This window comes from Kordiimonas sp., from assembly GCF_965216265.1.
Taxonomy (GTDB): Bacteria; Pseudomonadota; Alphaproteobacteria; order Sphingomonadales; family Kordiimonadaceae; genus Kordiimonas.
This window is the reverse complement of record NZ_OZ244153.1, coordinates 3,651,350-3,671,679: the sequence shown is the minus strand read 5'-3', so window position 1 is coordinate 3,671,679 and position 20,330 is coordinate 3,651,350. Positions and strand designations below refer to the sequence as shown.

21 protein-coding genes, 1 tRNA gene and 1 pseudogene are annotated in these 20,330 nt (G+C 55.3%); 11 read left to right on the top strand and 12 right to left on the bottom strand.

Annotated elements, in window-relative coordinates; genetic code table 11:
• Nucleotides 1-4 precede the first annotated feature (4 nt).
• From ACOOGA_RS16930 to ACOOGA_RS16900, 7 genes are all read left to right on the top strand, one after another.
• Nucleotides 5-1,348, top strand: coding sequence for a DNA polymerase IV (locus ACOOGA_RS16930; RefSeq protein WP_420429056.1), 1,344 nt, complete (start codon nucleotides 5-7; stop codon nucleotides 1,346-1,348).
• Nucleotides 1,349-1,438: 90 nt separating this feature from the next.
• Complete coding sequence (locus tag ACOOGA_RS16925; RefSeq protein WP_417462052.1) at nucleotides 1,439-2,140, top strand: GGDEF domain-containing protein; 702 nt, start codon at nucleotides 1,439-1,441, stop codon at nucleotides 2,138-2,140.
• A gap of 56 nt (nucleotides 2,141-2,196) precedes the next feature.
• The gene (locus ACOOGA_RS16920) at nucleotides 2,197-2,463 is read left to right on the top strand and encodes a GGDEF domain-containing protein (RefSeq protein WP_420429054.1); all 267 of its coding nucleotides are present in this window, start codon (nucleotides 2,197-2,199) and stop codon (nucleotides 2,461-2,463) included.
• Nucleotides 2,464-2,570: 107 nt separating this feature from the next.
• Nucleotides 2,571-3,032 (top strand): RidA family protein, encoded by a 462-nt coding sequence (locus ACOOGA_RS16915; protein ID WP_417462053.1) that lies wholly within the window; start codon nucleotides 2,571-2,573, stop codon nucleotides 3,030-3,032.
• A gap of 5 nt (nucleotides 3,033-3,037) precedes the next feature.
• Nucleotides 3,038-3,790, top strand: a complete 753-nt coding sequence (locus ACOOGA_RS16910) for a glycerophosphodiester phosphodiesterase family protein (protein ID WP_417462054.1) — start codon at nucleotides 3,038-3,040, stop codon at nucleotides 3,788-3,790.
• 11 nt (nucleotides 3,791-3,801) lie between these two features.
• Nucleotides 3,802-4,956, top strand: a complete 1,155-nt coding sequence (locus ACOOGA_RS16905; protein ID WP_417462123.1) for a GNAT family N-acetyltransferase — start codon at nucleotides 3,802-3,804, stop codon at nucleotides 4,954-4,956.
• Nucleotides 4,957-4,958: 2 nt separating this feature from the next.
• A complete protein-coding gene (locus ACOOGA_RS16900; protein WP_417462055.1) occupies nucleotides 4,959-5,633 on the top strand; it encodes a hypothetical protein in 675 nt (224 codons plus the stop codon).
• On the opposite strand, the gene ACOOGA_RS16895 is transcribed toward ACOOGA_RS16900, so the two are convergent.
• The 6 genes from ACOOGA_RS16895 to ACOOGA_RS16870 form a co-directional block, all read right to left on the bottom strand.
• Entirely contained in the window at nucleotides 5,612-6,154 is a 543-nt protein-coding gene (locus ACOOGA_RS16895; RefSeq protein ID WP_417462056.1) for a GNAT family N-acetyltransferase, read from the bottom strand. The two genes, ACOOGA_RS16900 and ACOOGA_RS16895, sit on opposite strands and share 22 nt — an antisense overlap.
• 25 nt (nucleotides 6,155-6,179) lie before the next feature.
• Nucleotides 6,180-8,576: an ATP-dependent Clp protease ATP-binding subunit ClpA gene (gene clpA / locus ACOOGA_RS16890; RefSeq protein WP_417462057.1), complete on the bottom strand. Its 2,397-nt coding sequence runs from the start codon at nucleotides 8,574-8,576 to the stop codon at nucleotides 6,180-6,182.
• A 58-nt stretch (nucleotides 8,577-8,634) separates the two neighbouring features.
• Nucleotides 8,635-8,964, bottom strand: coding sequence for an ATP-dependent Clp protease adapter ClpS (clpS, locus tag ACOOGA_RS16885; RefSeq protein ID WP_417457510.1), 330 nt, complete (start codon nucleotides 8,962-8,964; stop codon nucleotides 8,635-8,637).
• 107 nt (nucleotides 8,965-9,071) lie between these two features.
• The gene (gene pgmG / locus ACOOGA_RS16880) at nucleotides 9,072-10,451 is read right to left on the bottom strand and encodes a phosphoglucomutase/phosphomannomutase PgmG (protein ID WP_417462058.1); all 1,380 of its coding nucleotides are present in this window, start codon (nucleotides 10,449-10,451) and stop codon (nucleotides 9,072-9,074) included.
• A gap of 103 nt (nucleotides 10,452-10,554) precedes the next feature.
• Nucleotides 10,555-10,998, bottom strand: a complete 444-nt coding sequence (locus ACOOGA_RS16875) for a J domain-containing protein (protein WP_417462059.1) — start codon at nucleotides 10,996-10,998, stop codon at nucleotides 10,555-10,557.
• Between the two features lies 1 nt (nucleotide 10,999).
• Nucleotides 11,000-11,866, bottom strand: a complete 867-nt coding sequence (locus ACOOGA_RS16870) for a division plane positioning ATPase MipZ (protein ID WP_417462060.1) — start codon at nucleotides 11,864-11,866, stop codon at nucleotides 11,000-11,002.
• 204 nt (nucleotides 11,867-12,070) lie between these two features.
• Here ACOOGA_RS16870 and ACOOGA_RS16865 point away from each other — a divergent pair, with 204 nt between their 5' ends.
• Together ACOOGA_RS16865 and panC are read left to right on the top strand one after the other, a co-directional pair.
• On the top strand, nucleotides 12,071-12,946 hold the full coding sequence (locus ACOOGA_RS16865; protein ID WP_417462061.1) for a glucosaminidase domain-containing protein: 876 nt from the start codon (nucleotides 12,071-12,073) through the stop codon (nucleotides 12,944-12,946).
• 2 nt (nucleotides 12,947-12,948) lie between these two features.
• Nucleotides 12,949-13,806, top strand: a complete 858-nt coding sequence (panC, locus tag ACOOGA_RS16860) for a pantoate--beta-alanine ligase (RefSeq protein ID WP_417462062.1) — start codon at nucleotides 12,949-12,951, stop codon at nucleotides 13,804-13,806.
• A 6-nt stretch (nucleotides 13,807-13,812) separates the two neighbouring features.
• Here panC and ACOOGA_RS16855 read toward each other — a convergent pair whose 3' ends face one another.
• From ACOOGA_RS16855 to ACOOGA_RS16840, 4 genes are all read right to left on the bottom strand, one after another.
• The gene (locus tag ACOOGA_RS16855) at nucleotides 13,813-14,616 is read right to left on the bottom strand and encodes a response regulator (protein ID WP_417462063.1); all 804 of its coding nucleotides are present in this window, start codon (nucleotides 14,614-14,616) and stop codon (nucleotides 13,813-13,815) included.
• A 12-nt stretch (nucleotides 14,617-14,628) separates the two neighbouring features.
• Nucleotides 14,629-16,074: a magnesium transporter gene (gene mgtE / locus ACOOGA_RS16850; RefSeq protein ID WP_417462064.1), complete on the bottom strand. Its 1,446-nt coding sequence runs from the start codon at nucleotides 16,072-16,074 to the stop codon at nucleotides 14,629-14,631.
• 221 nt (nucleotides 16,075-16,295) lie between these two features.
• Nucleotides 16,296-16,382: transfer RNA gene (locus ACOOGA_RS16845), tRNA-Leu, on the bottom strand.
• 106 nt (nucleotides 16,383-16,488) lie between these two features.
• Nucleotides 16,489-16,731, bottom strand: coding sequence for a FliM/FliN family flagellar motor switch protein (locus ACOOGA_RS16840; protein ID WP_417457517.1), 243 nt, complete (start codon nucleotides 16,729-16,731; stop codon nucleotides 16,489-16,491).
• A 229-nt stretch (nucleotides 16,732-16,960) separates the two neighbouring features.
• Between ACOOGA_RS16840 and lipB the strand changes: the two are divergent.
• Nucleotides 16,961-17,584: pseudogene (lipB, locus tag ACOOGA_RS16835) on the top strand (lipoyl(octanoyl) transferase LipB); the annotation flags it as partial.
• Between the two features lie 159 nt (nucleotides 17,585-17,743).
• Here the strand turns inward: lipB and ACOOGA_RS16830 are convergent.
• Nucleotides 17,744-18,433, bottom strand: coding sequence for a LytR/AlgR family response regulator transcription factor (locus tag ACOOGA_RS16830; RefSeq protein WP_420429052.1), 690 nt, complete (start codon nucleotides 18,431-18,433; stop codon nucleotides 17,744-17,746).
• Between the two features lie 242 nt (nucleotides 18,434-18,675).
• On the opposite strand from ACOOGA_RS16830, the gene ACOOGA_RS16825 reads away from it, so the two are divergent.
• Nucleotides 18,676-20,019: a PDZ domain-containing protein gene (locus ACOOGA_RS16825; protein ID WP_417462066.1), complete on the top strand. Its 1,344-nt coding sequence runs from the start codon at nucleotides 18,676-18,678 to the stop codon at nucleotides 20,017-20,019.
• Here ACOOGA_RS16825 and ACOOGA_RS16820 read toward each other — a convergent pair.
• Complete coding sequence (locus ACOOGA_RS16820; RefSeq protein ID WP_417462067.1) at nucleotides 20,016-20,312, bottom strand: acylphosphatase; 297 nt, start codon at nucleotides 20,310-20,312, stop codon at nucleotides 20,016-20,018. The genes ACOOGA_RS16825 and ACOOGA_RS16820 overlap by 4 nt on opposite strands.
• Between the last annotated feature and the right edge of the window lie 18 nt (nucleotides 20,313-20,330).

Genomic DNA, 20,330 nt, shown 5'->3' with positions numbered 1-20,330 from the left:
GCCGATGACCGGGCCGGACGCGCATTTGGAAAACCAGGACGGGAGCGACGAGCATGCGCCGGTTTTGTGCCGGTCCTGCTTTCATATTTACCGCGCCAAAGGCCCCTGCCCCCAGTGCAACAAGCCGCGCCTTATCTCGCACAGGGAACTTCTCTCGCTCACCATCGCGCATCTGGACTGTGACGCCTTTTATGCCAGCATTGAAAAACGCGATAACCCAAAGCTGGCGTCCAAACCGCTGATCATTGGCGGCGCGAGTGGCCGCAGCGTGGTTTCCACCTGCTGTTATATCGCGCGCATGAGCGGGGTACGTTCCGCCATGCCCATGTATAAAGCAAAAAAGCTGTGCCCGGACGCGGTGATCCTGCCGCCCAATATGGCGCTCTACCGCGAGGTAGGCCAGCAAGTACGGGCGATGATGTTCGACCTCACCCCGCTTGTGGAACCGCTCTCCATCGATGAAGCTTTCATGGACCTCTCCGGCACGGAGCGGCTGCATCACGCGCCGCCTGCGGCGCAGCTCGCACGGCTGGCCGCCACGATTGAGCGCGAGATTGGCATCACTGTCTCCATCGGCCTCGCGCCCAACAAGTTCCTCGCAAAACTGGCATCAGACATGGATAAACCCCGAGGTTTTACCGTGATTGGCGAGACTGACAAGATGCAAATTCTGGCGGGCCTGCCCATCACCCGCATTTACGGCATTGGCGCCAAAACCGCAAAAAACCTCGCGAAAGATGGCCTCTCTGAAATCGCACAGTTGCAGGAGATGGAAGAAGCCACGCTCATGCGGCGCTACGGCGAAACCGGGCTGAAGCTCTACCGGCTCGCGCGCGGCGTCGACCCCCGCAAGGTCAACATCAGCCAACCGGTAAAAAGTGTTTCCAGTGAACGCACGCTGGACCGCGACCTTGTGACCTTTGAGAGCCTTGAGGAGAAGCTCTGGCGGCTCTCGGACAATGTGTCCACCGACCTCAAGCGCAAGGAGCTTGCGGGGCTTACCATTACCCTCAAGCTCAAAACCAGCATGCACCGCATCATCACCCGCTCCCGCACGCTGGATGCGCCCACCCAGTTGGCTACCAATATCTTTGAGGTGGGCCAGCAGCTTTTGAAGCCGCTGGCGGACGGCACGCCTTACCGCCTGATTGGTATCGGGGTCAGCCATTTTCGCCCGCTGACAGAGGCTGACCAGCCTGACCTGATAGAACCTGCCCGCACCAAAAAACGCGTGGCAGAAAAAGCGATGGATGCGCTCAAGGGTCGTTTCGGCAGCTCGGCAATTATGAAGGGGCGCTCGATTGACGCGGCAAAAACTGCCCCAAATGATACAAACAAACGAAAATAACCCTTTTATTTTCAATGCATTGATCTAATCACATCATGGCACGGCATTTGCTACGTCTTCTTCAAACAACAGTCTGTGTTGGAGAAGAGTATGATTGAGCAAAAGAACAAGCTGAAAGACAAAGCTGAGATCAACCCCTATGTGAGCAAGCTTGCAAGCAAGTTGATGCGCACCGCAGCCAATGCGGAGATGAAGTTTGACAGCACAGGCTGGCAACTGATCACCGAGGTGTTGAGCTTTGCAGCCGCAGCCGAACAGCGCATGTCTGAGCAGCAGGACCGCATCGCGTATCTTGAGCAGCTTTCTGTCACCGACGAGCTCACTGGCGTGCCCAACCGGCGCGGCCTCCGGCTTGCGCTTGGGCAAACGCTGGCGTCCGCCGCCCGGCACAATGAAACCGGCGTGCTTGGTTTCCTTGACCTTGATGGCTTCAAGGACATCAACGACGTTCACGGCCATATGGCCGGTGATGCTGTGCTCAGGTTTGTTGCAAAAACGATCAAGCGCCATATCCGTCCGAGCGATGTGGTCGCGCGCATCGCAGGCGACGAGTTTGCTGTTATCCTGACCCGTTGTGACGCGGAAGGTGGCGAAGACCGTATCCGCGCTTTGCAGGCGCGCATCAATGAAGGCCGCGTGCATTATGGTGGAACACGCATTCCGGTGCGGTGCTCCATCGGCGTGCATCCCTTCAATGCCGCAACCGACCCGGGCGAACTGATTGAAGCCGCAGACCAAGCCATGTATCAGGACAAGGATCGCCGCAAAGGCGGGCATCTGCGCTCCGCATAAGGTAAAACAGCGAATACGTTGCAAAAACGATCAAGCGCCATATCCGTCCGAGCGATGTGGTCGCGCGCATCGCAGGCGACGAGTTTGCTGTTATCCTGACCCGTTGTGACGCGGAAGGTGGCGAAGACCGTATCCGCGCTTTGCAGGCGCGCATCAATGAAGGCCGCGTGCATTATGGTGGAACACGCATTCCGGTGCGGTGCTCCATCGGCGTGCATCCCTTCAATGCCGCAACCGACCCGGGCGAACTGATTGAAGCCGCAGACCAAGCCATGTATCAGGACAAGGATCGCCGCAAAGGCGGGCATCTGCGCTCCGCATAAGGTAAAACAGCGAATACAAAGGGCCTTTCAAGGCCCTTTTTTTATGGCAAACGCTTTGCTATAAGGGCTTAGTTTTCTTATATTTTTTTTAAATGCTGGAGCGCCCAATGAGTGTTGATAAACGCCTTGCTGATCTTGGGATCGAAATACCCACCCCTGCGGTGCCGGTCGCAAACTATGTACCTTTTGTGATCAGCGGAAACCTTGTGAGCGTTTCGGGGCAGGTGCCCGTCAAGGACGGCAAGGTCGCGTTTGAAGGCAAGGTCGGCGCAGATGTATCTATTGACGACGCCTGCAAGGCGGCCCGCCTTTGTGCGCTCAATATCATTGCGCAGGTGAAAGCTGCCTGCGGTGGTGACCTGAATAAAGTCAAGCGCATCGTCAAGCTTGGTGGGTTTGTCAACTGTGTTGACGGCTTTGCAAGCCAGCCGCAGGTGATCAACGCCGCAAGCGACCTGATGGTTGACGTTTTTGGTGACGCGGGCAAACACAGCCGTTCGGCTGTTGGCACCAACGCGCTGCCCCTTAATGTTCCTGTTGAAATCGATGCTCTTGTAGAGATTGGCTAAACACCATGGCAAACGGCAAAAGAGAATTCCCCTGGCTTACTGAGTTTGACATCGCCCACCGTGGCCTTTTTGAGGCTGGAACGGAGGCGGAGGAAAACACACTCAAGGCCGTGGAACTTGCTGTTGACGCCGGTTATGCTCTTGAGATTGACGTGCGCGCCACGGTCGATGACATCATTGTGGTGTTTCATGACGACACACTGGAGCGCATGACCAACGGCAAAGGCCATGTTTCTACATGGGGTTTTCGCCAGTTGAGGGACGAGTTCACCGTAGGTAGCACGGGCCTGCCAATGCCAAGCCTACCGGACGTGCTGGATGTAGTGCAGCAGAAAACACCCTTGTTTGTCGAGATCAAATACGACAAACGCAAAGACCTGCAAAAGGTTTGCGCCGGTGTGCGCCATGCGTTTGAAGGCTACGGCAAAAACGTGGCCGTTATGTCGTTCGACCCCCGCATCGTGACTTGGTTCAGGACCTATATGCCGAAATACCCACGCGGGCTTATCATCGGGCGGGAGTTCCTGCTTAGTATGAAAGCGCGTCTGGCGCTTCAGTACTGGGTGCATAAGTGCAAACCGGATTTCATTGCCTGTGACGTGAACCTGTTACCCAACAGCTTCTGCACCGCATGGCGTAAAAAGGGCAACCCACTGCTGACCTGGACCGTGCGCGACGACAAGATGGAAGAAATAGCCCGCCAGCATGCAGATGCTGTGATCTTCGAGAAACCCGCCATTGTCGGCAAAAAGAGCTGAAGGGGAGCATGATGCCGGACGGGGAGAACCTGAAGGCAGAAATAGCGGGCTCCATCAGCCAGATCCCGGCACATGACTGGGATGCCTGCGCGGGCACTGATAATCCTTTTCTGAGCCATGCTTTTCTCTCAGCCCTTGAGGAAACCGGCTGCACCAATGCGGACACTGGCTGGCAGCCCTATCACCTGATCATTCGCAACAGCTGCGGCACATTATGCGCCGCGATGCCGCTTTTCCTCAAAGGGCATTCCTACGGCGAATATGTGTTCGACCACGCCTGGGCTGACGCTTATGAGCGAGCGGGCGGCAGCTATTATCCCAAACTGCAATCCGCCGTGCCTTTCACGCCGGTTACCGGCCCTCGCCTGCTGATACGGGACGGGGAAGATCGGCCCGCACTTGAACGCGCACTGCTCCGCACCGCACAAAAGCTCTCCAGTGAACTCGGCGTATCCAGCCTTCATCTCACTTTCATGCCAGAGGCCCAAACGGTAGCGGCGCAGGACGCTGGGTATCTGATCCGCACTGACCAGCAGTTCCATTGGCATAACCGGGCTTATGGCTCGTTTGAAGATTTTCTCAGCGTGCTGTCGTCGCGCAAGCGCAAGCAGATACGGAAAGAGCGCAAGCGGGTGGAGGAGCAAGGTATCACCTTCAGGTTTCTCAAGGGCGATGTGATTGGTGAGGACGACTGGGACCGTTTTTTCGATTTCTATATGGACACAGGTCGCCGAAAATGGGGCAGCCCCTACCTGAACCGTGCCTTTTTCAGCCGTATCGGCGAGTTGATGGGCGACCGTATCCTGCTTCTAATGTGCGAACATGATGGCGAGGCCGTCGCGGGTGCCCTGAACTTCATTGGTGCAGACACGCTTTATGGCCGCTATTGGGGCTGTGTGGAAAGCTTCGACAACCTGCATTTTGAAGCCTGTTACTACCAGGCCATCGACTATGCCATCGCGCACGGCATGGCACATGTAGAAGCGGGCGCGCAGGGCGAACACAAGCTGGCGCGGGGTTACGAGCCGCAAAAGACCTATAGCGCGCACTGGATAGGGAATGAGAGTTTTCGCAGCGCTGTCGCGCGCTATCTGGAGCATGAACGCGCCGAGGTTGACGCCCATGTGGACATCCTCACCGACCACACCCCATTCAAAAAAGGCTAAACATGGAAAAGCTTAAAGTGACGCTGGATTGGGAAGGGTCGCTCAAGCCGGGGGAATTCCCGGCTGGCCCAGAAGTTGCGGAGGAAATGGGGCTGGAAAGCCCCGGTGTATATCTGTGTATCCAGCGCTACCCCAATGTCACTGTCCTTTATGCCGGGAAGTCCATGTGCCTCAGAAAGCGTATCCATGAACATTTGGCGAGCACACTCGGTTTCCAATACTGGCGACGCAAGGACAACCCAGTGCCTCGTTCGTCATTTCAAACTGATCTAGACAACGCCAACCGCAAGGCGGCAGACGCACTATATCTGGAAAATGAGTATGCCTTTATTCGGCCAGACAAGTTTGGGCTCGGGCAGTTCAATGATCTCAAGAATAATATTGGTGAAGCGATAAGGGAGGTGGAACGAACCGAATTTTACTATTGCTCTATCGAGAAAGGCATCAGCATCAACACTGAAAGCGGTGCCCGCCCTGATGTCATCACTACCAACGCACTCATTGCCGAATTAGAGGCAGCGCTCATAGGGCATACTTTGCTGTTTGCTGCTCAGCACAATCACGTCGTATGCGACAACAGCCGTCGGGAAACTGCCACTGGCTCGGTTATTACGGACTCCCAGGCGTTTGCTAGTTGGTTGAACGAGAAATTTTCTCAGAAAGGCCCAATCCGGTAAAGCACGTGCGCGCGTATGGGGCTGCCCTCAGTGATCATGGGGTGGTCAAAGTCACCGGCCTCATCGCGGATCATGCCGATCTTTTCCATCACCCGGCGGGAAGGGGTGTTGGTGTGTGTGGTGATGGAAATCACCTCATCGGCGTGCAGTACGTCAAACGCATATTTGAGGCAAGCTTTTGCCCCCTCTGGCGCCAGCCCCTGCCCCCATACCTTCGGGCTCAAGCGCCAGCCGATCTCAATGGCGGGTGCGCAAGGCAGATAGTCTGGTGCTTTCTGAATACCGATGAAACCGACAAACTCTCCGGTCGATTTCAGCTCTGCCGCGAAAAAACCAAAGCCGTCGTGTTTGATGCGCGCCATGCAGCGGTCGACCGATGCGTTGCTTTCTTCCATGCTCTGTGTGGCAGGGAAATAGCGCATGACGTCCCTGTCAGCGTTCATGGTTGCGAAAACTGCGCGGTCGGCATCACACCAATCGCGCAGTTTCAGTCTTTCTGTCTCGATAAAAACCTGCGTCACCAGTCGGGGCCCAATAGCTTGCCCGCTATTTCACCGGCACCGGTGGTTTGTTTTCGCGGCGGGTTGCGGGCACGCTGGCCTTCGGCGCGGCCTTTTTCTTCGCCTTCGCCTTTTTCTCAGGCTTGGCTTTTGGTGCGTGCGGGGTTACCTCAAAATCAAGCTTGCCGTCTTTCAGTTTCACCACAACCTCACCGCCTTTATTGAGCTTGCCGAACAAGAGTTCGTCCGCCAGCGGGGTTTTGATGTTTTCCTGAATGACACGCGCAAGCGGCCGTGCACCATAGTGCTGGTCATACCCCTTGTCCGAGAGCCAGGCTTTTGCCTCTTCCGTGAGCGAGATTTCAACGTTGCGGTCAGCAAGCTGAAGCTCAAGCTGCAACACGAATTTCTCCACCACACGAGAGACAACTTCGGGCGGCAGGAAGTCAAACGCGATGATCGAATCAAGCCGGTTGCGGAACTCGGGGCTAAACATGCGTTTAACCGCTTCTTCCGACGCGCCTGTATTTGTTTCGCGACCGAAACCGATAGCGGTTTTGCTAAGCTCTGCCGCGCCTGCGTTTGTGGTCATGATCAGGATCACATTGCGGAAGTCTACCTTCTTGCCGTTGTGGTCCGTCAGCGTGCCGTTATCCATAACCTGCAACAGCACGTTAAAGAGATCAGGGTGCGCCTTCTCAACCTCGTCAAGCAGCAGCACACAGTGCGGGTGCTGGTCCACGGCGTCGGTCAACAAGCCGCCCTGGTCAAAGCCGACATAACCGGGCGGTGCACCAATAAGGCGCGAAACAGAATGCCGCTCCATATATTCCGACATATCAAACCGGTGCAGCTCAACTCCCAGGAGGTGCGAAAGCTGGCGCGCTACCTCGGTTTTACCTACGCCCGTTGGGCCACTGAAGAGGTATGAGCCAATAGGTTTATTGGGCTCACGAAGCCCCGCGCGGGAAAGCTTGATTGATGCGGTCAGCGCATCAATCGCTGCGTTCTGACCAAAGACAACGCGCTTAAGGTCTTCCTCAAGCGTGAACATCACGCGGCTTTCGTCGCGGGTAACGGTTTTAGGTGGGATGCGTGCGATTTTGGCAACCACAGCCTCCACATCCTTCACACCGATGGTTTTTTTACGCTTTGACGGTGGCAGCAGCATTTGCGCGGCACCGGTTTCGTCAATCACGTCGATAGCTTTATCCGGAAGCTTGCGATCAGAGATATAACGGTCAGACAGTTCCACCGCCGTTTTGATCGCCTCAGCCGTATAGCGCACGGCATGGTGCTCTTCAAAATAAGGCTTCAGGCCACGTAGGATTTTAATCGCATCATCTACAGATGGCTCGTTCACGTCGATTTTCTGGAACCGGCGCAAAAGCGCACGGTCTTTTTCAAAGTGGCTGCGGAACTCCTTGTAGGTGGTGGAGCCCATGCATCGGATCGTGCCGCTGGCCAGCGCTGGCTTCAGGAGGTTGGACGCATCCATCGCGCCGCCTGATGTGGCACCAGCCCCGATCACCGTATGGATTTCATCAATAAACAGGATGGCGCCTTCGCGGCCTTCCAGCTCTTTCACCACCGCTTTGAGGCGTTCCTCAAAGTCACCGCGGTACCGTGTGCCCGCGAGCAAAGCGCCCATATCAAGTGAATAGATCACTGCATTATTCAGTACTTCCGGCACATCCCGCTCAACAATGCGGCGGGCGAGGCCTTCGGCAATGGCGGTTTTACCAACGCCCGGGTCACCCACCAGAAGCGGGTTGTTCTTGGAGCGGCGACAAAGAATTTGCACTGTGCGTTCAAGCTCGGCCGCGCGGCCAATCAGCGGGTCAATCTTGCCTGCTTTGGCTTTCTCGTTGAGGTCAACGCAATAGGCCGCAAGTGCTGTATCGGCTTTTTTGCTTTCGCCGCCGCCAGCTGGCTGGTCGCCCTGCACGGCTTCCTCTTCATCCTCCGCACCGCGTACCCGGCGTTCATCCTTCAATTCAGGCACCTTGGCGATACCGTGTGAGATATAACTCACCGCATCAAGCCGGGTCATATCCTGGCTTTGCAGGAAGAAAACAGCGTGGCTTTCCCGCTCGGAAAACAAGGCCACAAGGAGGTTTGCGCCTGTCATTTCCTCACGACCGGATGACTGCACATGAAGAAGCGCACGCTGCACCACACGCTGGAAACCGGCGGTGGGGGTTGCTTCAAGGCCATCAGTTTCGACCTTCAGGTTTTCCATATCGTCGTCCAGATACTCAACCACCTGGGAATGCAACAGGTCCACATCCACATCACAAGCTTTAAGGACCGAGATGGCATCAGGATCGTCAAGCAGCGAAAGCAGCAAATGCTCAAGCGTGGCATACTCATGGCTGCGCTCGTTTGCTTCTTTCAGCGCCCTGTGCAGGGTCTCTTCAAGATGGGGAGAAAATCTAGGCACTCTGTTCTATCCTTTATCAGGCGCTTTCGCCGCGTTCGGCAGCATTGGCCCGTCTCAATCACTCTTTTTCAAGCGTGCACTGTAATGGATGCTCATGTTGGCGTGCGAATGACATTACCTGGTTGACCTTGGTTTCGGCCACCTCATAGGTAAAGACTCCGCAAATGCCCACACCGCGTTGGTGGACATGCAGCATCACTTCTGTCGCCTGCTCCATATTCATCCGGAAAAAGCGCTGCAAGATGTGCACCACAAATTCCATCGGCGTGTAGTCGTCATTGAGGAGCAAGACTTTATACATGGACGGCTTTTTGGTCTTGGTTTCAGACCGGGTCAGCAGGCCAGTGCCTGTACCGCTCTCATCGCCATCTTGTCTTTTGTCAGGCATCGATCCTCCAGAAAAATCCATACCTACATAATGTAGTACATATAGCCTCTTCTAAAAGAGTAAACATGCAGTGAAGGTATGAGATTTTCTTATCTCAGGCGTTTAATCTACAGGTTGTCAGGCGCCGCAACACCGGAAAGCGCAAGAGCTGCAACAAGTTCAGCCTTCAGGCGCACAAGCCCTTCATCCGTGGAGGCCTCGCAGCGCGCCACCAGAACGGCCTGCGTGTTTGAGGCCCTGAGGAGCCACCAGCCGTCAGCCGTTTGCACACGAACACCGTCCACCGTGGACATATCCGCACCTGCGGCCTCAAGCCGGGCCTTTACCTCGCGCACCACTTCAAACTTGCGCACTTCATCACAATCAAAGCGAAGTTCCGGCGTATTGATCGCCTGCGGCAGGTCGTCCTTGAGCGCCGCCAGATCACCGCCTTGCTTCGCGATAGCGTTCATAAACCGAAGCCCGGCATAGATCGCATCATCATGACCATAAAACTTATGTTTGTAGAAAATGTGGCCGGACATTTCACCCGCGAGCGGTGCTTCCAGCTCCACCATCTTGTCCTTGATCAGTGAGTGGCCGGTTTTCCACATGATGGCCTTGCCGCCAAGCTCGGTAATGCGGTCAAATAGCGCTTGGCTTGCTTTCACATCAGCAATGATGGGGGCGCCGGGAATTTCTTTCAAAAGGTCACCTGCCATGATGGCCAGCATCTGGTCACCCCACACTACGCGGCCCTTGCCGTCAATTGCGCCAATACGGTCACCGTCCCCATCAAACGATAGCCCGATATCACAGCCGTGTTTGGCAACAACGTCCTTAAGCTGCTCAAGGTTTTCTTCAACCGTTGGGTCTGCATGGTGGTTCGGAAACGTGCCGTCCACTTCCGCATTGATCACGATATGCTCACCCGGCAGGTGTTTCACCAGTTCTTCAATCGCAGGGCCTGCGGCGCCATTGGCCGGGTCCCACGCCACCTTGAAGGACGCGCCTTCATAGTCGCGCAGCAAGCGCTTCACATAGCGGTCAAAAATATCAACCTCTGCAATGCTACCCTCGCCGGTTTCAAAATCACCTGCGTTGGCGGTTTTGCCCAGCGCCTGGATCGCCGCACCAAAACAGGGCTTTTTGCCCAGCATCATCTTGAAGCCGTTATAGTTGGGTGGGTTGTGCGAACCGGTGACCATGATGCCGCCGTCGGTATCCAGCTCAAACACGCCATAATACAGCATCGGCGTGGCGCCAAGGCCCACGTTCAGTACCTCAAGCCCTGTGCTTTCAAGCCCTTCCATGAGCCGAGAGGACAGTTCAGGCGAGGAGATACGCCCGTCATAGCCCACACAAACCCGGCTGCCGCCCGCGCGGCGCACATGGGTACCAAAAGCCTGACCAAGCGCATAAGCATCCGCCGTATGCAGGGTTTCCCCCACAATGCCGCGAACATCATATTCCCGTAAAACCGTTGAATGAAAAACGTGAGCGGTCATGACAAACTCTCTGAAAAAAATAGATAAAATCTTATGCGCTTAGAGTGTCAGGCGAAGCGCTGGCCGTCAATGCGTGATTGGCAGAAAGGCATGCCTAAACCGCCTATTTCCCAAGCAGGGTTTTACGGGCTTCGTTCAGTTTACTCGCCATCCAATCGTTCCCACCCTTGTCGGGGTGATACTTGGCCATCATGCTGCGGTAGGCGGCGGTTATTTGAGCATCAGTCGCACCGTCCTCAAGCCCCAACACATCGAGGGCCTCCGACCGGGTCATGCTGGGCTGGCGCGAAGGCGCACCCGCAGAAGCACCACCGCCCTTAGCCATACGCGGCGCGCCAAACATGCGCCACGCCGCAAAGCCCGCAGGGACAATAGCAGCAAAGCCCTTGCCGGTTGCAAACAACAGCAAGCCAAACACGCCACAAAGCGCAATGATCGACCAGAAGAGCAGGCTCTTGGCCGATTTAACATCGGCCCGCGCCCACCAGTTCAGGAGCGTGAGCAGGATGCCCGCGAGAATAATGCCAAGGATCAACCAACCTATCATATCAGGCCACCTTCTCAGGCTGTCGGAAGGGCAGGTTAAGCGCATCCATCAGCGTGCGCACTTCCTGCCGGGCCGCCACATGACTGAGCGACATGCCCTTGCCGTCGATGCCGCCTGCTTCCTTGAGGTCCATGAGCGTAAGGCCACGCAGAAACAGCTCACGATAAACTACCCGCTCGCCAAGGCCCGAGATATGACGGATGCCGATGCGTTTCGTCAGCTCATTGAGCACACCTTCCACACGTTCCTTGTTTTTCGCGTGCAGCGCGCCCACCCGGTTCCTGAGCACCACCCAGTCGATTGAGCCGCCATCTGCCATCGCGCGGCGCTGGCGCGCTTTCCACACCATTTCGGCATAGAGGCTTGGGCCTTCCACCTTATGGCTTGAAGGGTTAACGCGTGCGAGCAGATCCAGATCAACAAAACTGTCGTTCACCGGCGTCACCAGCGTGTCTGCTGCGGTGTGCGCAAGACGGGAGAGGAAAGTATCGCTGCCCGGGCAGTCAATCACTACAACATCCACCTTGTCCATGAGTTGCAGGTAAGCTTCTTCAAAGCGTTGCTTTTCGTCCGCCTCTGCCTCATCTGATGTCCTGAGCGTCGACTTGGGCACAACAAGCTCAATCGGCATCGGCAGATCGAGCTTTTTACCCACAGCATGAGCACGCCGGTTCTCGATATAGCGAGTCAGGCTTTTCTGCCTGGCATCAAGATCAATGGTTCCTACAGTGCGACCTTCGCGCAACAGCGACACAACAATATGCATTGCCGTGGTCGACTTGCCAGAGCCACCTTTTTCATTCCCCAATACGATAAGATAAGGCCGCCCAACCGGCATTTTATCAGGGTTTGCCACACTATCCGGCACAGAGTATCCTCCAAAACACATTACCTAGTAGCAAGACTTGCCACCCGTTTGCCATAGCATTAGACGATCTTGCCGTTTGCAACTAGATTTATTAGCTAGGTATATAGAATATAAACCTTGGGAGAAATGCACATCGTGCGCTTACGTGTACGAAAAACGTTTGTGATGCTGGCTTTGATGTTTGTGCTCTTTGCGGGGCCAATCATGTTAGCTCGGCATTTGCTTGAGCTCTCCCGCCCGCATGCTCTTGTCGGCGATGAAGCCAACTATCTGGCGCACCAGCTGCCGCCTCGCAAAAAAACGCCAATGACCCCGCGTCTCGCGCGCTTGCTGCAAAAGGAAATGCATGCGGTTGAGGCTGTGCCACGCATTTTCCTCACCCGCCTGCCGGACAATTTGCCTGAGGTTGTGAACGCCCGGGAAAAGAAGCGCCTGTTTACATCAGCCATGCTGCCCATCATCCTGCGCGCTAATGAGCTGATCATCGCTGACCGTGGTGTGCTTCTGAAGCTCAAGGAAAAAATGCTGAACGGGGTGCCTCTCAGAACCAGCGAACGGAAATGGCTTCAGGGTAAAGCCCGGCAATACCGCGTAAGGCGCCACCGTAACTTCTCACTACAGGATATGGACCTGTTGATCTTCCGGGTGGATGTTATCCCCCCTTCGCTCGCGCTCGCGCAAGCCGCGATGGAATCAGGCTGGGGTACAAGCCGATTTGCACAAGCTGGCAATGCGCTTTTTGGCGAATGGGTATGGGGTGACGCTGAAGGCCTGACCCCGCTTGAGCGGGAGGAGGGAAAAACCCATAAAGTCAAAAGCTTTGAGTATCTTCTTGATAGTGTGCTCAGCTATATGACCAACCTGAACCGGCACCCAAGCTACCGGGAACTGCGGCTGCGGCGCGCGGAGCTGAGACAGCATAATCTTGTGGTCACCGGGGCGGCGCTCGCACCTGCGCTCATCGACTATTCAGAGCGCGGTGCAGATTATGTGAGCGACATCCTGTCGATCATAAACTACAACGACCTCGACGGGCTCGATAGCGCCCAACTGGCGATAAATTCAAATTTCGGGGGATAACAATGACCGGCACGGTACCCGTGGTTCGCAGCGTAAAAGCACTGCGCGATCAGGTTTTTGCTTGGAAAGCTGAAGGCCTGCAGGTCGGGCTTGTGCCCACCATGGGCGCCCTTCATCATGGTCACCTGTCCCTCGTTGATGCCATTGCCGCTAAGGTAGACCGGGTTGTGGTTTCCATCTTTGTCAACCCAACCCAGTTTGGCGAGGGTGAAGATTTCGACACCTACCCCCGCACCGAGGAAAACGACCGCAGGAAACTAGCCACCACGCCCGCCAGCCTCGTTTTTGCGCCAAATGCCAATGAGATGTACCCAAACGGCTTTGCAACCAAGGTCAGCGTGGGCGGTATTTCCGACAAATTTGAAGGTGCACTCAGGCCCGATCATTTTAACGGTGTTGCCACTGTTGTCAGCAAATTGTTGCTTCAGTGCCTGCCGGATGTTGCCATCTTTGGTGAGAAAGACTTCCAGCAACTTGCGGTGATCCGCCGGTTTGTGGCTGACCTCAACATCCCGGTTCAGATCATGGGCGGCACGCTGATCCGCGAGGAAGACGGCCTCGCTGCCTCGTCTCGGAACGCATATCTGAGCGCTGAAGAGCGGAAGGTTGCAGGCCAGTTCAATGTGATACTGAAAGACTTGGTAGCTGCCGTTAAAAGCGGCACGCCACTCAGGCAGGCAGAGGAAAAGGCTTCAAGTCGCCTCTTGGCCGCTGGCTTCAAGTCGGTCGACTATATATCGGTAGTGGACCCAGATAGCCTTGAAATTCTTGATACGTTTGATCGTACGGCACGGGTAATAGCTGTCGCTCGTATAGGCAGCGTCAGGCTTCTGGACAATATGGCGATTGATTTGGAGTAAAGGCTTTTACTCAAGACCTTCCACGAACCAGTCATAGTCTTTGATCGGCTGCAACGGTTCCACACCCGCCAGCACAAAACGCGTATCACATGACCAGTCCTCAAACCGCTTGAGAAGCGGCCAGAATTCACGCGCCCATCCCGACTTTACAAGCTGGGTTACGGCAATAAAATAATCCGGGAAACGCACAAAATCACCAAAGCCTTCAGCGGCATCAATGATCAGCTTGGATATACGGCCCATCACACACACACGCTCAACCAGCCGGATGCCGTAGTCTGTCGGGACCCCTGCCATCTCGTGGGTCACGGTAGCAGCCACCCGGTCAACAAGCCCCTGGTTGAAAACAAGATGGTTCTCCACCTCGCTGAAGTTATCACCCTTAAGGGCGTTGGCGGCAACCAAAGCCCGGCGCCGCAGGTCGCTCGGCAGTTCCTGAAAGCCACTGGCCATCCAGAAAGCGATCCGCTTCCGCAGTTTCTCGACCGAGCCACCCTTGATAACAAAATCATCGCCGCCCGCGCGCAAACCGCCGCGGATAATCTCAATATCGTCATAACCGGTGAGGAAGATGGTTGGCATGTTTTTAAGGCCCTGCCGCTCAAGCGCATCGATAAAATCAAAGCCGCCCTCGCCCGGCATCTGAACGTCACTGATCACCAGCGAAGGGCGATACTTTCGCGTCAGAGAAAGCCCCTCTTCCGCGGTTTCTGCGATCAATGTTTCAAAGCCAAACTGGCGAACAGCTGCCGCTTGCATCTGCAAAACCACCGGCTCGTCGTCGACCAGGAGTATCAGGCCGTTATCCATAAATTTCACCAACTATAGAAGTACTATGGCCGCGATCCCAAGGAAGGCGAAAAATCCAACAACATCGGTAATAGTCGTAACAAAAACACTGGACGCGATGGCCGGATCAACCCCCGCTTTATTCAGCGTCATGGGTATCAGCACACCACTTAACCCAGCAACAAACATGTTAAATACCATAGCGAAGGCAAAAATGCCGCCCAGCACGAGGTCACCAAACCACGCCCACGCAAGTACCCCAGACACAATCGCCAGCAAAATACCGTTCACAAGCGCGGCCATCATCTCGCGGTTTACCACCCGCAGTGCGTTTGTGCGGCTCAACTCCTTGGTGGCAATCGCGCGCACCGCCACTGTCATGGTTTGGGTGCCCGCGTTACCGCCCATGGACGCCACGATTGGCATCAGGATAGCAAGCGCCACCATCTGTTCAATCGTCGCATCAAACAGGCCGATCACAGCAGACGCCAATACAGCAGTACCAAGGTTGACGAAAAGCCAGAAGAAACGGCTTTTGGTCACTTCCATGAAATTCTCATTCACGCCGGATTCTTCCCCCACACCAGCAAGTGCGAGGATATCTTCCTGTGCTTCATCGCCAATAACTTCAACGATGTCATCCACCGTGACCACACCAACAAGGCGCTGGCTGTCATCAACCACAGCCGCCGAAATGAGGTGATATTTCGAGAACTGGTAAGCCACTTCTTCCTGGTCAGCGGTGACTTTGACCAGATGCGGGTCGGTATCCATGATGGAGCCGATGGTTACATGACGCTGGCTACGCATCACTCGCGACAGTGGCACCGTGCCAACCGCGCGGTGGCCGGGGTCGACCACAAAAATATCGTAAAAATCCGCCGGAATATCTTCATCTTCCGAGCGCAGGAAATCAATGGTCTGGCCCACTGTCCAGAACTCAGGCAGGGACACAAAATCCCGGCTCATCAAACGACCGGCCGATTCTTCCGGGAAGCTCAAGCTTTCCTCAATCGCGACCCGGTCATCGGCGGCAAGGGCACGCAGAACCTCTTCCCGGTCCTCTTCACCCAATTCTTCCAGAACGTAGACGGCGTCATCTGCCTCAAGCTCGGTCACCGCATCGGCGATCAGCTCGTTGGACATATGCTCATAAAGGTCGTCTTGCGCGGCACCTTCTACCTCGATGAGGACATCGGGGTCGAGCCGTTCACCAAGAAGGCCGATAAAACTTACGCGCTGGGCAGACGGCAGTACCTGCAGAAGGTCAGCAACGTCAGCAGCGTGCAGATCAGACACAAGGTCATAGGCACGCTCGGCATCCTCCTCGCGCACAGCCGTATGAACCTGCTGGATAAACTCGCGGTCGTGGTGAACCTCGGTCTCTTCATCCTCGGCTTCAGGGCGTCCTGTGGCTTCCAAAGATTCGGGTGCGAGATCTTCTTCGGTCTGACGCGGGTCTTGCCCGGTTTCAGTCATCTCGCATCCCCTTGATTGGCCTATCATAGCTTGGGCATAAGCACCGCAACATGCAAACACCCCGCCCTTGATTGATAGAAGAAAGCGCTGTCTGTTTCCAGTATCCTGATTAAAAAATCAATTTTTTAGGGAGGGTTACGTGAAAAGCCGCAGAAAACCGTCACGACGTTCCAAGACCAACCAAAGAAAAAACCCGCAGGGATTTTCCCTACGGGTTTTTATGGTGCGGCCGAGAAGACTCGAACTTCCACGGGTGTTACCCCACAGCGACCTCAACGCTGCGCGTCTACCAATTCCGCCACGGCCGCGAGGTCGGGCGCTTTACTATCAAGGAAGATCAGACCCCGCAAGCGGAAAATGACATGTTTTTGAAACTATCTGAAAAAGGCCGGAAATCCGGGATGCTGCCCACGCTTAAACTTGCAACTGGCTCATCATGCGAGTGATGGAAACACCAATCTTCTCACCAACGATCATAATCTCGCCGCGGGCGATAAGCTCATTGTTGGCATAGACCCAGCATTCATCCTCATGCTTGGCGTCAAGGTCGATCACAGCGCCACGGCCCATTTTGAGAAGCTGCCGCACAGGCATATGCGTGCGGCCCAGGACCACAGTGATCTCAACAGTTACACGATTAACAGCCTGAAAATTCATGGTGTCCTCATTTGGGCCTGCACCCGAGTACCAACCCCAGTGCCAACGCATGCTCACTATAGTCAACTATTTGACGTAAGGGCACTTTGGCACCTCATCCTTATTATTTCCTTAACCAAAAGGCGGCTTTACATCAAGGCGTTCAGCTTAGAAAGGCTTGGACTGAGGCGCGCAAAGGGGTATGAAGGCGCGAAGTCTCGAATTGGTGAGGTAAGTTATGAGCGAGCAAATGCCCCTTGAGTGGCGAATCAGCGATACCCTGATCGAATATCCGGACGCCATTGAAGAAATGGAAAGCCGCGTACGTGCCATCCGTGCTGGTGAAGCGGCAGAGATGGTTTGGCTACTTGAGCACCCTCCTCTTTATACCGCAGGCACCAGCGCCGAAGAAAAAGACTTAGTCGACCCCGACCGTTTCCCGGTCTATGACGCGGGCCGCGGCGGGCAATATACCTACCACGGCCCCGGCCAGCGGGTGGTTTACTTCCTGCTCGACCTGAAGAAACGCGGCAAAGACGTGCGCCAGTTTGTCTATAGCCTTGAAGAGGTGATTGTGCGCGCCATGGCTTCATTTGGCGTAACGGCTGAGCGCCGCAAAGGCCGTGTTGGTGTGTGGGTTGAACGTGGTGGTGGCCGTGAAGACAAGGTTGCCGCCATTGGTGTGCGTGTGCGCCAGTGGGTCACCTATCACGGTATCGCGATCAACCTTGCGCCTGATCTCACGCATTTTGACGGCATCGTGCCCTGCGGCATTTCCGAGCACGGTGTAACAAGCCTTGAAGACCTTGGTTTGCCCGTGACGATGGACGACCTTGATGTGGCCGTCCGTGAAGCGTTTGAAGAGATTTTTGGCCTTGAACCACGCCCCATGCACCTAGAGGTCAAGGAAGCACCCGAAGGCTCAAGCGCCAAGCTGCCTTATGAAGCGCTACCGACGGAAAGCGGCGTGCAGGATACATCGAACCCGATTGAAGAAAGCCACCCGGTTTTCCAGATTTAGTCCGCAAGCCCTTTAGGCTGTTTCTGCTACGCCAACCGGCTTCAGCGATGTCAGCATGGCATCGTTGATATCCTTGCCGCGTGGCAGGTCGGTAGCGCCCACCTGCACCTTGTCGCCGTTGAAAGCCGTGACATGGTCCTTATTCACTACATACGAACGGTGAATGCGCAGAAAGGTTTCAGGCAGGTCTTCGAGCGCGGCTTTGATAGAGCCGTGCACCACCAGTTTTTCGCCATCTGCCAGTATGTAAGTAACATAGTTGCCCATACTTTCCAGATACAGGATATCGGGCGGGTCCAGCAGGTATGTCCGCCGGTTGGCGCGCACCGCCACCTTCACAGACGCATCCGCTGTCCGGTTCTTTTCCACCTCCACCAGATAGAGCTGGAACATCTTGGCTGCGGCAACAAACACCACCGTCGTGTTCACCAACAGGGCAGCCCGCATCAGGGCACCCGGGTCAAAGAATGGATCGGCCTGCCCGAACATCAGTTGCTCATAAAAGAAATAGGCTGACAGCCGGTGCACAAGCCCTGCCAATACAATCAGCCCGGCATATGACATAAGAAACCGCGCATACTGGCGCACCAGAAGAAAACGCGGCATCAGCACATAGATCATGGCGTAAACAGCAGCCAGGCGAGCCGGCAGTAACACGAATTCAAGATAGAAGGATGCAAAATAGCCTTTGTCCGGCTTCATCCACACCAGGCTGAACAGAACATAATAGCCTACCCAAAAAAGAATATGAGTCAGGACTCGCGACCCAAAGAGGTAAAAGCTGTGCCTGATGCTTTGCTCTGGCTCATACGCCGTCATAGAAACCCCGACTTTAGTGTAAAATTTCCTGCTTTTCACGTAAAGGCACCTTCCGGAACGCAGCGCCCTTGCGCACCGTCAATGCACGCTAAGCATTTGTAGCCACGCTAAATGACGGAATGGCAATGATCCAATTTTTTCTGAAAACCGGCCTTGTGGCCGCCCTGTTTGCTTCCACCGCCGCCACCATGGCTGATGACCTTGAACGACGTGCCCAGTGGCAAGCCCGCTTTGGCGGTCAGGAAGGGGCAGGCATGGCCCTGCAAGAGGTTACCGAAGGCTCTCCCCTTGCGACTGCAGGCCTTGTGGCGGGGGATACAATCCTCGCGGTTGATGGTCAACCCGCAACGCGCGGCACCACATGGAACGACATAACAGATGCCCTGGTGGCCGATCGCCCCTATAAACTGTTGGTGCGGCGCGGTACGGACCTGAACACTGTATCAGTCAACTTCCCGCCCGTGCTCCTTGAAGAACACGCGGGCGTTGAAACTGTGTATGGCAGCATCACAAGCGATTATGGTATCCGCCAGCGGACCATTGTTACCCGGCCTGAAACCATCACCGCCGATGCCCCCGGCCCAGCCATATTCATGCTGCAAGGTCTCAGTTGCTCCTCAATCGAGGCCACGCCCGGTCGGCGCTCAAACTATATCCGTATCCTGACAGATCTGGTGGAACAAAGCGGCATGGTGGTGATGAGGGTAGAGAAACCCGGCATGGGTGATAGTGAGGGAAACTGTTCACAAACAGATTTCATCACAGAGCTGAACGGTTATGAAACTGCTCTCAAAAAGCTCAAATCGCTGCCCTATGTGGACCCAAGCCGTATCCTTGTTTATGGCAACAGCATGGGCAGCGCTCTTGCCCCCTATTTTGCCAACAAATATGGACTGAACGCCGTGATCTCGGACGGCACATATTACCGCACATGGTTCGAGCATATGCTGGAGATCGAGCGGCGTATCAAGCAGATGCAAGGCATGGAAGAAAGCAAGATCAACGACCTGATCAACCGCGCATATATCCCGCTTTATTATGGTATGCTGATTGAAGAAAAAACCTATGCAGACGTGATCAGGGAAAAGCCCCTGCTTGCTGACCATAATTACCACGACGACGCCCACATGTATGGCCGCCCCACGGCCTTTTATCACCAGATGCAGGATTTCGACGTAGCGGGCAACTGGCAGAAACTGAGGGCACCCGTACGTATCCGCTGGGGCACCAATGACTGGATCATGTCTGAGTATGATAATGACATCATCATGGAAGTGCTCAGGAAAGCGAGTCACACCAACGCCCAGCTATATAAATTTCCGGGCATGGACCACTGGGCGACAATCCATGAAAGCCCTGAGAACAGCTTCAACGGCAAACCGGGCGTATGGGAAGACCGCATCAGCGGCCAGTTGATAGACTGGGTCAAGGAACTGAATAACCAGACGAACACGCCACCGGGCGATTAAACGGTTGGTTTCACTTCAAAGCGGCGGGGGGTTATGCCTTTCGCCGCTTCTGATTCTACCTTAATCACCTGCGCAGCCACAGGCCCTGCGAGGCAAAGGCCAAGCATGGTATCAACGGCTTCGCTTTCGCCCGAAAACAAAGCCTCCACTGTGCCGTCTGACCGGTTCCGTACCCAGCCGAACAGGCCGAGACGCAAGGCTTCCTTCTCGGTCCAGCCACGATACCAGACACCCTGAACACGCCCGTGAATACGTGCCCTTACGGCAATCCTGCCTGAAACGTCCTCGCTCATTGGCGAAACTCCAAGTCA

Excerpts from the sequence above, each read along its gene's own strand:
- ACOOGA_RS16905 (WP_417462123.1), top strand. The coding sequence starts at position 3,802 with ATGCCGGACGGGGAGAACCTGAAGGCAGAAATAGCGGGCTCCATCAGC.
- mgtE (WP_417462064.1), bottom strand. The coding sequence starts at position 16,074 with ATGACTGAAACCGGGCAAGACCCGCGTCAGACCGAAGAAGATCTCGCA.
- ACOOGA_RS16900 (WP_417462055.1), top strand. The coding sequence starts at position 4,959 with ATGGAAAAGCTTAAAGTGACGCTGGATTGGGAAGGGTCGCTCAAGCCG.
- ACOOGA_RS16830 (WP_420429052.1), bottom strand. The coding sequence starts at position 18,433 with ATGAAGCCGGACAAAGGCTATTTTGCATCCTTCTATCTTGAATTCGTG.
- clpS (WP_417457510.1), bottom strand. The coding sequence starts at position 8,964 with ATGCCTGACAAAAGACAAGATGGCGATGAGAGCGGTACAGGCACTGGC.
- ACOOGA_RS16840 (WP_417457517.1), bottom strand. The coding sequence starts at position 16,731 with ATGAATTTTCAGGCTGTTAATCGTGTAACTGTTGAGATCACTGTGGTC.
- ACOOGA_RS16820 (WP_417462067.1), bottom strand. The coding sequence starts at position 20,312 with ATGAGCGAGGACGTTTCAGGCAGGATTGCCGTAAGGGCACGTATTCAC.
- ACOOGA_RS16925 (WP_417462052.1), top strand. The coding sequence starts at position 1,439 with ATGATTGAGCAAAAGAACAAGCTGAAAGACAAAGCTGAGATCAACCCC.
- ACOOGA_RS16930 (WP_420429056.1), top strand. The coding sequence starts at position 5 with ATGACCGGGCCGGACGCGCATTTGGAAAACCAGGACGGGAGCGACGAG.
- ACOOGA_RS16825 (WP_417462066.1), top strand. The coding sequence starts at position 18,676 with ATGATCCAATTTTTTCTGAAAACCGGCCTTGTGGCCGCCCTGTTTGCT.
- panC (WP_417462062.1), top strand. The coding sequence starts at position 12,949 with ATGACCGGCACGGTACCCGTGGTTCGCAGCGTAAAAGCACTGCGCGAT.
- ACOOGA_RS16875 (WP_417462059.1), bottom strand. The coding sequence starts at position 10,998 with ATGATAGGTTGGTTGATCCTTGGCATTATTCTCGCGGGCATCCTGCTC.
- ACOOGA_RS16915 (WP_417462053.1), top strand. The coding sequence starts at position 2,571 with ATGAGTGTTGATAAACGCCTTGCTGATCTTGGGATCGAAATACCCACC.
- ACOOGA_RS16855 (WP_417462063.1), bottom strand. The coding sequence starts at position 14,616 with ATGGATAACGGCCTGATACTCCTGGTCGACGACGAGCCGGTGGTTTTG.
- ACOOGA_RS16910 (WP_417462054.1), top strand. The coding sequence starts at position 3,038 with ATGGCAAACGGCAAAAGAGAATTCCCCTGGCTTACTGAGTTTGACATC.
- ACOOGA_RS16865 (WP_417462061.1), top strand. The coding sequence starts at position 12,071 with ATGTTAGCTCGGCATTTGCTTGAGCTCTCCCGCCCGCATGCTCTTGTC.
- pgmG (WP_417462058.1), bottom strand. The coding sequence starts at position 10,451 with ATGACCGCTCACGTTTTTCATTCAACGGTTTTACGGGAATATGATGTT.